Origin of the sequence: Streptomyces sp. NPDC048483 (genome assembly GCF_040651455.1) — a bacterium.
GTDB lineage: Bacteria > Actinomycetota > Actinomycetes > Streptomycetales > Streptomycetaceae > Streptomyces.
On the sequence record NZ_JBEZJZ010000182.1, the window covers coordinates 1 to 10,612 of the forward strand.

The 10,612-nt window shown below is 67.3% G+C and carries 12 protein-coding genes; 5 read left to right on the top strand and 7 right to left on the bottom strand.

Annotated elements, in window-relative coordinates:
• Positions 1–132 precede the first annotated feature (132 nt).
• Positions 133–990 (top strand): IS5 family transposase, encoded by an 858-nt coding sequence (locus AB0D04_RS41070; protein WP_362712515.1) that lies wholly within the window; start codon positions 133–135, stop codon positions 988–990.
• A 158-nt stretch (positions 991–1,148) separates the two neighbouring features.
• On the opposite strand, the gene AB0D04_RS41075 is transcribed toward AB0D04_RS41070, so the two are convergent.
• A complete protein-coding gene (locus AB0D04_RS41075) occupies positions 1,149–1,586 on the bottom strand; it encodes a nuclear transport factor 2 family protein (RefSeq protein ID WP_362712523.1) in 438 nt (145 codons plus the stop codon).
• A gap of 497 nt (positions 1,587–2,083) precedes the next feature.
• On the opposite strand from AB0D04_RS41075, the gene AB0D04_RS41080 reads away from it, so the two are divergent.
• Both AB0D04_RS41080 and AB0D04_RS41085 read left to right on the top strand, forming a co-directional pair.
• Positions 2,084–3,553 carry an NF041680 family putative transposase gene (locus AB0D04_RS41080; RefSeq protein WP_362712524.1) on the top strand — a complete coding sequence of 490 codons (1,470 nt, stop codon included), beginning with the start codon at positions 2,084–2,086 and terminating at the stop codon, positions 3,551–3,553.
• A gap of 127 nt (positions 3,554–3,680) precedes the next feature.
• Positions 3,681–4,091 carry a VOC family protein gene (locus AB0D04_RS41085; RefSeq protein ID WP_362712516.1) on the top strand — a complete coding sequence of 137 codons (411 nt, stop codon included), beginning with the start codon at positions 3,681–3,683 and terminating at the stop codon, positions 4,089–4,091.
• A gap of 117 nt (positions 4,092–4,208) precedes the next feature.
• Here AB0D04_RS41085 and AB0D04_RS41090 read toward each other — a convergent pair whose 3' ends face one another.
• The 4 genes from AB0D04_RS41090 to AB0D04_RS41105 form a co-directional block, all read right to left on the bottom strand.
• Positions 4,209–4,571, bottom strand: coding sequence for a hypothetical protein (locus AB0D04_RS41090; RefSeq protein ID WP_362712517.1), 363 nt, complete (start codon positions 4,569–4,571; stop codon positions 4,209–4,211).
• A 316-nt stretch (positions 4,572–4,887) separates the two neighbouring features.
• Complete coding sequence (locus AB0D04_RS41095; protein WP_362712518.1) at positions 4,888–5,154, bottom strand: hypothetical protein; 267 nt, start codon at positions 5,152–5,154, stop codon at positions 4,888–4,890.
• Between the two features lie 32 nt (positions 5,155–5,186).
• Positions 5,187–6,608: an NF041680 family putative transposase gene (locus AB0D04_RS41100; RefSeq protein ID WP_362712519.1), complete on the bottom strand. Its 1,422-nt coding sequence runs from the start codon at positions 6,606–6,608 to the stop codon at positions 5,187–5,189.
• Between the two features lie 224 nt (positions 6,609–6,832).
• Positions 6,833–7,369, bottom strand: coding sequence for a hypothetical protein (locus AB0D04_RS41105; protein WP_362712520.1), 537 nt, complete (start codon positions 7,367–7,369; stop codon positions 6,833–6,835).
• Positions 7,370–8,324: 955 nt separating this feature from the next.
• Here AB0D04_RS41105 and AB0D04_RS41110 point away from each other — a divergent pair.
• Positions 8,325–8,897 (top strand): winged helix-turn-helix domain-containing protein, encoded by a 573-nt coding sequence (locus AB0D04_RS41110; protein ID WP_362712525.1) that lies wholly within the window; start codon positions 8,325–8,327, stop codon positions 8,895–8,897.
• Positions 8,813–9,379: a transposase gene (locus AB0D04_RS41115; RefSeq protein WP_362712526.1), complete on the top strand. Its 567-nt coding sequence runs from the start codon at positions 8,813–8,815 to the stop codon at positions 9,377–9,379. Before AB0D04_RS41110 ends, AB0D04_RS41115 begins: the two co-directional genes overlap by 85 nt.
• On the opposite strand, the gene AB0D04_RS41120 is transcribed toward AB0D04_RS41115, so the two are convergent.
• Both AB0D04_RS41120 and AB0D04_RS41125 read right to left on the bottom strand, forming a co-directional pair.
• Entirely contained in the window at positions 9,371–9,574 is a 204-nt protein-coding gene (locus AB0D04_RS41120; protein ID WP_362712521.1) for a hypothetical protein, read from the bottom strand. The two genes, AB0D04_RS41115 and AB0D04_RS41120, sit on opposite strands and share 9 nt — an antisense overlap.
• 31 nt (positions 9,575–9,605) lie before the next feature.
• Complete coding sequence (locus tag AB0D04_RS41125; protein WP_362712522.1) at positions 9,606–10,475, bottom strand: hypothetical protein; 870 nt, start codon at positions 10,473–10,475, stop codon at positions 9,606–9,608.
• Positions 10,476–10,612 lie beyond the last annotated feature (137 nt).

Genomic DNA, 10,612 nt, shown 5'->3' on the forward strand with positions numbered 1-10,612 from the left:
CTTGAGCGGGTCCGTCATGATCGTCGGCTGCACCTTCCGGTCCCGGTGCGGACGTCGGCCCGGTGCCGGCCGGATCCTGTGTCCGCGGACGCCACTGAAGACCGGTCCCCACTTCCATGAGGGGAGGGGACGTTGGCCCGGCGGCGCTGCTGTCCCTCGGACACTTACGACGACGAATGGGCCCTGATCGAACCACTGCTGCCGGGCGGGCCGGCCTGCGAGACCCCGCGCGGCGGGCGCCCGGAGAAGCACCCGCGGCGCGAGATCGTGGACGCAATTCGGTACGTCGTTGATACGGGCTGCAAGTGGAGGGCCCTGCCGAGGGACTTCCCGCCCTGGCGGACCTGCTACAACTTCATGGCCCGCTGGGCGGCAGCCGGGGTGATCGGGCAGATCCGTGACCAGCTCCGCAAGCGCGTCCGCCGGGATATGGGCCGGTCGCCCGGGGCGGTCGCCACCATCATCGACTCACAGTCCGTGAAGGCCGCCGAGACCGTCGGCAAGGACTCGCGCGGCTACGACGCGGCGAAGAAAATCAACGGCAGGAAACGGCACCTGGTCGTGGACACGAAGGGCTTGCCGCTGTTCGTGATGGTCACCCCGGCCGACGTCACCGACCGCGACGCGGCGAAGGAAGTGCTGTTCCGGCTGCGGCTGATGCACCCGGAGATCACGATCGTCTGGGCCGACTCCGCCTGCGCCGGACAGCTCGTGACCTGGGCGAAGAAGTACCTGAACCTCACAGTCAAGACGGTGAGCCGGCCGAAAGACGCGAAGGGATTCGTCGTCCTGCCCCGCCGCTGGGTGGTCGAGAGATCGATCGCCTGGGTCATGCACGCCCGACGACACGCTCGGGACTATGAAAGGCTGATCCAGCACTCCGAGTCGCTCATCACCTGGGCCGCGATCACGCTGATGACCAGGCGAATCACCCGCCGCACCTCCCGCCGGACCGGCCAGCCCGCCTCCCGCGAGGCCCAGCGGGACTGAGCACGGTCACCGCCGCGACCGCCAACCGCACCTTCCGACTCACGCACCCTCGCACGGAGTTGCACGACCCGTCAGCCAGATCTTCGTGTTGCCGCAGGAGGTGCTGCGGATGGAGGCGTGTGTGTTGAGCAAGGGCGGACCTTGTGCCGCCCGCGCTTTCATCGGGCGCAGGCCTCGGCGATCGACAAGCTGTTTTCGTAGAGGTGGTGCCGGGTGATCTGGCCGTGTTCGACGGTGAGGTGGAGCGCGAACGGACCCGCGAAGGACTTTCCCGTCGCGCGTACGGTCCCCGACACGTGCCCCATCAAGACGGCGTCGGTGCCATCGACGAGGAAGGTGTCGACGGAGGCGCGCGCGTCCTCGGGCACGGTGTGCTCCATCAATTCCGTGAACTGGGCAGCGCAGTCGGCGGCGGTGGATCGCGGGCGGATCCAGGGGACGGCGGGATTCTCGGCGAGCAGCCAGTCGACCTCGTCGGCGAAGAGCTCGATGAGCCGCCCGGTGTCGCCCGCCAGCCGGGCGGCAAGGAACTCCTCTACGACGGCCCGGGTCGCCTCGGCTACGGACCGTGCGATGGTGACTGAACTCGCCGTCATGGCGGTGGACTTGGCAGACAAGGCGCTCTCCTCGCGGTTGAGGCCGGATCCCGGCGGGGTTCCCGTCGATGTGTTTGATCCTGCCGGAGGAGGGGGGAGCGGTCTATTACCCCGCAAGTAACGAGCGGCCAACAGCGACAGGGCACACCTTCGTCGGCGGGGGTCTGGAGGAGGAAGAAGGACTCATACGCAGCACGTGCAGAGTAGACAGGCAAGCGCTGTGCCGCTTCTCGATCAACGCCCGGTCGACGTCGTCCTCACCGCGCCGAACCGGCTCACCGACGAGCTCTGACCCCAGCCATGTTCGATTCCTGATCTGGGCAAACGCCGCCGGGATCTTTAGGAACAGGTCCTAAACTTGTCTTTTAACCTCTGGCCTCGAACGGGGCGTCGTACGACGTCACTCACCTGGGGATTCGCCGGACAGGCGGACGGCCTTCGCATGATCCTGCGTTCCGCCACGGAATCAGATTCATACGAAGGCCGCAGAGGTGAGTTTGCTGAACCACGATGCCCGGCGGGACGCGTTCGACTTCACGTCACACTTCCGGGAGGACTCCTACGCGTGCCTGGCTCGGCGCGGTGACACCCTGTTCGAGCTGTGTGACGCGATGCTCTGCGAGAACGGGCCGGTGACCTCGCCCGTGGACCTGACACTGCTGGCCGAGCACCGCCGTGGGCACGGCGCGTTGTACGACGCGCTGAACTGCGGCCGCATCGACGCGGACGAGCTTCGCCGCGCTCTGGCTGTGCTCCCGCAGCCCAAGGCCGCCGACAACCGGCTCGCACTCGCGGTCGACGTGACCAACTGGCTGCGTCCCGACGCCCCGTGCAGCCCGGACCGCCTGTTCTGCCATGTTTATGGCCGCAACGGACGCTCCAGCGACCAGTTCATTCCCGGCTGGCCGTACTCGTTCGTCGCCTCCCTGGAGACAGGCCGCACTTCCTGGTGCCAGCTGCTGGACGCGGTCCGCCTGGGTCCCGACGACGACGTCGCCGAGGTCACCGCCGCCCAGGTCCGCCGCGTGGTCACCGACCTGATCGACGGCGGCCAGTGGGAGCCCGGAGACGCGGACATCCTGGTCGTCTTCGATGCCGGATACGACGCCCCGCGCATGGCCTACCTGCTCGACGGTCTGCCCGTCGAGGTGCTGGGGCGGATGCGCTCGGACCGGGTGATGCGACGGTCGGCGCCTTCGCGAAAAGAGTTCGCCCTGGCCAACCCCTGCGGTGGCCGTTACCCCAGGCACGGCAACGAGTTCCGCTTCGCCAAGCCCGAGACCTGGGGAGAGCCGGACGCCGCGACGATGCAGGTCACCGACCGGTACGGCACCGCCCAGGCCGTGGCCTGGGACCGCATCCACCCCCGGCTCACGACCCGCTCTGCGTGGATCGACCACGAGGGTGAACTCCCGCTCCTCGAAGGCACGTTGATCCGCCTCCAGGTCGACCACCTGCCCGGCGGCCAGGACCCGATGCCCCTCTGGCTGTGGTCCTCAAAGACCGGTATGACCAGCGAGGACGTCGACCTGCGCCGGCAGGCGTTCCTCCGTAGATTCGATCTTGAGCACACCTTCAGAATGATCAAGCAGACGCTCGGCTGGTCCCGCCCGAAGCTCCGCACCCCCGAGGCCGCGGATCGCTGGACGTGGCTCGTGATCGCGGCCCACACGCAGCTGCGGCTCACCCGCGAGGCCGCTGCCGATCTCCGCCGCCCCTGGGAGAAGCCGACCGAGTCAGCTCGGCTCACCCCCGCCAGGGTCCGCCGAGGGTTTCGGAACCTCCGCCCGCACCTGCACTGCCCAGCCCGTGCACCGAAACCCTCAACACCCGGACCAGGCAGGCCAGTCGGGTCGAAGAACCGTCATCCCACCACGCGTCACGACGTGGGCAAAACGACCAGGCGGCCCGAGACCATCACCGAACGCAATCGCCTCAAAGGCCGCAAAGATCAAATAACAAGCTGAGCGACTCTGCCGGGGATCTTGGAGCTGTCGATGTCAGCTGACCGGCGTGCTGCCATTGCTCGGACGGTTGTCGGTGCCCGTTGCTACGTTCAAGCCGTTCGAAATCACTCACGCCAAGGAGCATCAGATGGGATCTCAACTCAACCCGTGCCTCGCCTTCAACGGGAACGCACGGCAGGCGATCGAGTTCTATCAGGACGTCCTCGGCGGCCAGCTGGAGATGGGCACCTACGCCGAATACGGCTCGACGGACGTGCCTCACCCCGACAAGATCATGCACGCCACGCTCCGCACCCCAGACGGCTACACGCTGATGGCGTGGGACGTTCGGGAAGAGATGCCCCACACCCCGGGCAACAACGTCGCGGTCTTCCTCGACGGCGACGACGCCAAACTCCGCAGCTACTTCGAGAGGCTGTCCGCCGGCGGCACCGTGACGCTGCCCCTGGAGAAGCAGTCATGGGGTGACGAGGCCGGCTCGCTCGTCGACCAGTTCGGGATCACCTGGATGGTCAACATCACCCAGCAGCCCAGATAGATCACGGGGCAGCATCAACGTCCGATTCCGGGGTTAAAAGACAAGATAAGAAACTGTTTCTGATCCTCAAGTGCGCAGGTCACGGTGCGATCCGGATGAGTTCGCAACAGCCGTGGCTCAACTCGTGGAGTTGACCAGGAACGCGAGTCCGGCCAATGCGCCGGCATAGACCAACACCAGCAGCAAGCTACAGCAGATCAGCAGCCAGCCGGTCACGATGCCGAGCAGGGCCAGACCGCGGTCGCGGCCGCCCAGGCGCGTGCCACGGCGGCGGCCAAGATGCCCGGCCGGGACAGCAACAACCCCGAACATGAACATTGCGAACGTGTAGTAGCTGCCGTACATCAGCCAGAACATCGGCGTCGCGAAGATCGCCACGATCAGGCTGACGCCCATGGCAGCCGACCAGAAACTGACCCGGGCGGGCGTGTTGCGGGCCTCGACTGTCGACACGGCTGTCTGCTGAGTAGTACTGGTCACGATGGATCTCCCCCGTCAGGCTCGGCAAGCCACTTTACGAGAGAGCCGGTTGATGCGGGCTGCGGCTTCGTCCCCCTGCTCGGCGGCTGCCTGAGCCATCCTCAGCCGGCTGGTTCCGGCTTCACCCGGGTGCCCTTGATCAAGGTCTCAAATGAATCCTTGATCGCTCACTCCCCGGCACATCACGGGCCTCACGAATCGGTTCGCGGAAGCGTTACGGAGACGGCTTCGCGAACGGGGCACTTCGTCAACCCCCTCGACTTACCAGGCCCTGAACTGCACTTTGAGGATCAGAAGCAGGTTATAACCTTGTCTTTTAACGTCGGCGTGAGACGAGACGGGCGAGTGATTCTGTGGGCCAGCAGAGCCATTCGAGAAGAGGGCTGGTGACCACGAAGTAGTGGGCGCTGACCCAGCCCCGCTTCTTGTCCAGGATCTGCGGGGCCTCATCCCGGTAGACGTAGCGAAGGTATCGGCGACGGATCGGCGCCCCGGCTACCAGCAGCACTGGTGAGGCGACAAGGATGGCCACTGGGACCATGGCTTTCACCCCGGTGAGCTTGGATCTCTCCTCGTATCGCATGCGCTCAGTGTGCTGATCCTCTTTGTCGCTTGTCAGCCTGCCCTGCGAGGCTTGGTGCCGACCTTGTGGTGAGTGGGACGGGTGTATGCCTCGCCGGTGGCGAGGACGCGTCCCACGTCGTGCCGGGTAGCCGGATAGCGGTTCTTCGAGCCGAGCGGTCGACCGGGGCCGGGACGAGACGGTTTCGGTGCACCGGCCGGGGAGCCGGCCTTCGTGTAGAGGTATCTGAACCCTCTGCGAACGCGGGCGGGTGTGAGTCTGTTCGGCGGAACCGGCTTCTCCCAGGGCCTCCGGAGATCGGTGGCCAGCGGACGGGCGAGCCGGAGCTGGGCACAGGCGGCGATCACCAGCCACGTCCACCGGTCGGCCGCCTCCGAGCTGCGAAGCCGAGGCTTGGTCCACCCGAGCGTCTGCTTGAACAGGCGGAAGGTGTGCTCCAGATCGAAGCGTCGGAGGAAGGACTGCCAGCAGCGGTCGACGTCGGCTTCGGTGGCGGCGGTGCCCGACCACCACAACCAGACCGGCTTGTTCACCCCACCGCTGGGCAGCCTCGCCACGGTCAGGCGGATGACGGTTCCATCGATGATGGGTAGCGGTCCGTCGTAGTCGATCCAGGCCGCCCGCCGGGTCAACCTTGGGTGCAGCCTGTCCCATGCCTGCTCGGTGCCCCAGGTGGCGGCGTCGCCGAACACGAACTCGCCGCCGTGCTTGGGCGGTCGGCCGCCCTTCGGGTCGTAGACCCGCGGCGGTGTCGGCCGACGCATGACGCGGTCAAAGCGGAGCCGACCGAGGATCTCGACGGGCAGGTCCTTGAGCAGGTGGGCGATGCGGGGTGCGTCATATCCGGCATCCAGCACGACCAAGACCTCCGGGTCACCCGGCTTCCACTGGCCGGCGGCGACGAGCCGTTCGACGACCTCGCGGATCTGGACCGCGGTCACCGCGGCGACGTTTGCGCCGGGCGTCAGGCGGACCGCGTCCAGCACCGCCGTCCACGACGTTCGGCCCGTCTCCAGCGCAGCCACGATCGAATACGGCCAGCCAGGCACCATCTGGTGCTTACCCTCGCCACGGCCGAAGGTGTGGCAGAAGGTCCGGTCAGGGCAGGTGTTGGCGCCCGGACGCAGCCACGGCGAGACATCCGCGGCCAGCACAATCCGACCGTCCGCAGCCCTCGGCAACCGCATCCCGGCCAGCGCGCGACGCAGCCGCGAGACGTCGAGTCGTCCCTCGTTGAGGCCGCCGTAGAGGGCCCCGTGCCCGCGGCGGTGTTCCGGCGCGAGCGCCAGGTCGACCAGCGTCCGCACCGGCCCGTCCGTGCACAACAGCGCATCGCACAATTCGAACAGCGAGTCGCGCCGCGAGGTCAGACACGCATATAACTCCGTCCGGAAGCACGACACTTCCGCGAACGCATCCCGCAGGACACCCTGATCCCTCAGACTCACGACCAAACCTTCGTACTGTTTCCTCTGCCTGTGTGACGGAGCACAGGATCAGACGAAGGCCGCCTTCACGTCCGCTGAACTGCGAAAACGCTGGCTTAGTTCGAGTCGCATTCGACGCCAGACCTTAAAAGACAAGCTCAGAACCCGTTCGCAATCCCTGCCTTTGAGGCTGCTGGGGACGGGTATCGGCTACCGGGGCCAGGAGGCGCCGGCTGGTGCGCAGCGGGTCTTCAGGGCTTGACCCCCGTCGCCGAAAGCACCTGAGGCTGGTAGCAGTCACACGCCAGGACGGTGGCCGGCGATGTCTTCTTGGCCGGGACCTCGATCAGTGCGGTCACGCTGCTGGTTTCCCTCACGCTGCGCCACTCCCGGCCGCCACCGCCGAGCAGCACGTCGGTGTCCGAGCCCTTTTCGAACTGGACCGTGCCGGACGTACCAACGCCCGCGACGCGGTACTCCTTTTGGTAGGTGCAGGCGACGAGGGAGGTTCCGGTGGACAGGCGGAACACAGGAAGGTCAGCACCGGCCGCTTTGTAGGACATGTGGCGGTCAAGGTCCTTGTCGGCCCAGTCGTTGAAGTACTGGAGACCCGCCAGGTGCGCCCAGGTGCCATCTCCCGGGCCGGCTGCCCGGTCGCGCTGCTGACTGAGCTGGAGGTACGACCCCAGCGTGCTGTTCCTCATGCCGCCGCGCTGGCAGAACGCCGCGATCAGCATGGACACCATGTTCATCGTGTCCTCCGCGTCCGTGGCCCGGTACAGCGTCATCCGCTTCCAGGCGTGCGTCTGATCGGGCTCGGTACCGCAGTACCGCCTGGCAGTTCTGGACCGCCTCGGAGACGAGCTGGTGGACCGCGCGGCGCAGCGCCTCCGGCATCTGGGTGGGTTCCATGACCGTACGCTAGAGGGGCCCGGGTTCCGTAGACCGGAGTCGGGGCCCCTCGCTCACCTGGATGCAGTAGGCGACATCAGACCGCCCACTCCAGTCCGAGGGCAGCCGGCGCCCGGAGCTTGTCGGCGGTGAGTTTGGAACGCCGGCTCTTGCTGTTCAACAGGAACACCCTGAGTTTCACCTCTACTTGATGATGTAGGCAGCTGCGCGTAGCGACTGGGCCGCGGGGTCGATAGCAGCACGGACTGCTTGGTGGCTGGCTTCGCCGCGCTGGAGTCGGGGGCATCGATGAGGCCGGCCGCAGCCAAGGCGGCGGCGCTGGCGAGAGGCTTAAGGGCAGCCCACGCGGGGGTTCCTGCGCAGGGTCGGCGCGTACGGCGGCATCTAGCTCCGTCTTAGCGAGCAGCACGCCCAGGAGCAGCGCGGTGTCGCTGCGATTGGGCCCCTCAGGCCGGAGCTGGGCATCCGGCTTTGGGCAGCACCGAGTGCGTCCAGCGCGCGGTAGAGGGTCTGCGTGCCGGACGGTCGCCGAGAGGCGCGGCGCGTCATCGCCTGGGTTTCGGCCGTCGGATGAGGGTGTCAGGTTCGGGCGCCGACACGGCGACGGCGCTTGGGCTTGGCCATGGTCAGCGTGGCCTTGTTCATCCGGTCGTAGGTGCGGGTCATGTAGGCGATCTCGTCCTGGAACTGGCCAGAACCTCGTAGTCGGCGACCTGGTCTCCAAGGGGGTTACTGACTTCGGCTCGTCAGGGTGATTCTTCTCGAAGTGCCTGATGGATCTTGGGGTTTGTTTGTACTTCGTGGTGTGTGAGGTATGCGGATGGGGGCGGGCTGACCGCTGCGGGACGCTGGCGCCGGGAGACGGTGCGGATGCAGGCGGCTGAGCTGTTCGAGCAGAAGATCAAGCCGTCGGAGGTCGCACGGCGCCTGCGGGTGAGCTTGAAGTCGGTCTACCAGTGGCAGCAGTTGTGGCGGGGTGGTGGTGTCCAGGCTCTGGTCTCGCGTGGCCCGAGTGGATCGCGGTGTCGTCTGTCCCCGCGCTGTCTGGAGAAGCTGGCCGGGTATCTGGAGCAGGGGCCGGCCGCGCACGGCTGGGTGGAGGATCAGGTGTGGACGGCGGCGCGGGTGGCCACGCTGATCGGCAGGAAGTTCCACGTCTCCTACAGCGTCTCGGGCGCCACGAGGCTGATGCACCGGCTCGGATTCAGCCCGCAGGTGCCCGCACGGCGGGTCGCCGAGCGCGACGAGCAGGCCGTGACCGCATGGAAGGAGGCGACCTGGGCGGAGGTAAAAGAGCCCGGGCGGCCTGCGGGGGTTACATCTGCTTCGAGGACGAAGCAGGCTTCACCCGGCGGCCGCCCAAAGGACGCACGTGGGGCCGGCGCGGCCGAACACCCGTGGTGACGGTCAGCGGCCGGCGCTCGGGACGGCTGTCGGTGGCCGGGCTGATCGCGATGCGGCCCGGCTCCCGCACCCGGCTGTGTCACCGCTTGCGCACCCACCCCGCGGGCAAAGGCACACGCCGCAGTATGGGAGAACGGGACTTCATCGCGCTGATCGACGGTGTCCACCAGCTCGTCAAGGCGCCGATCGTGCTCGTCTGGGACCGTCTGAACACCCACAACTCCCACGCCATGCGCGAGCTGATCGCCCAGCGTGCATGGCTGACAGTGTTCCTGCTCCCCGCCTACTCACCCGACCTCAACCCCGTCGAGTGGGTATGGGCGCACGTCAAGCACAGCCTGGCCAACCTCGCCGTGGTCGCCCTCGACCGGCTCGAAACCCTCGTCCGCAACCGACTCAAACGACTTCAGTACCGAACCGACACCCTCGACGGCTTCATAGCCGGCACCGGTCTGACCCTCGACGATCCAACGTCACCCTGACAAGCCGAAGTCAGTAATGGCCCCGGACAGCACCCGGCGCAGCTCCGTGTTGACCCGACGCATCCGCAGCGAGGCGCCCTCCGCGATCTTGGCGCGGTTACTGACCGGCAGGAACGGCCGCAGCCGTTCCCCCTCGGCACCTGTCAGATCGCCCCGCATCACGACCACATCTACGCCCCGGCGCGGAGTAGTCACATGATCGGCCGGACAAGTCCTAGAAGCACGGCTAACCGCCCTCACGGTTCAGGACGCGGCGGGCGGCTGCCAGCCAGCGGTCCTTTCGGACTTTTGCCTTGTGCAGGCGGTCGGTGTTCTGGTCGATCAGGCGGTGTTGGGTGTGGGTCTCGGCCGCTGCCCATACCGTCGTCAGCTTCGCCGACTTCTGACACGCCACGTCTTTGCGGGCGGTGGCGCGTTCGGTCGCCGTGGGCTCGGCCGTCTCCCAGTGCTCGCTGCCGGCGGCGGCAAAGGGGTCCGGGTAGTCGAAGCCTGCTTTCCCCATGCATGCGTGCCATGTGCGCAGGGCGTCGCGTACTTCGGGGGCGCGCCGGGAGGTTTCCAGAGCGGTGCCGGTCAGCTGGTTGAAGGCGTGGTAGTCGGGTGGGGCGGTGTCGCCGACGAGTTGGTGTTGGGCGGTCTTGAGACAGCCGCCCTTGCCGGAGGGCCCGTAGGCCGCGCGCTGTACCTCGGCGGGGAGCGCTTCGCGCTCGTCCCAGGCCCGGTTGCGCCGTACCACCGACGGCGGGTCGGGGCGGGGATGGTAGCCGTAGCGGATGGCTTCTGTCTCGTCGGCTCCGTATCGCCGGAGGTTGGGCGGCTCGGTGTCCTGGGCGTCCACCCGGGGCAGGGTCTTCCACTCCATGTCGAGGTCGTTCATGCACCGGCGCATGAGGATGTCCTGTGCGTCTTCCACGAGGTGGGTCTCGGCCACGGTCGATGCGTAGGCGTCCAGTGGCAGCCGGAGCTGCTGGGCCTGCCGGGACACCAGCGGGGGGTGCGAGGCGGGTGTGGGCCCGTGCTGCGCGGCTGTGCAGGCGGTGGTGGCCAGGAGCAGCAGTGCGAGCGCGGTGGTGGTCCGGGCGCGGGAGGGCGACATGGTTGCCTCTCGTCGTGCGGGGTGCGGGGTGCGGGGTGCGGTGGCAGGCAGGGGGCGCGGGGTGCGGCGACTGGCGCCGCACCCCCCCCCACACCACATAAATTATAACGGAAAACACAGAGAGAGGAAACAGAATG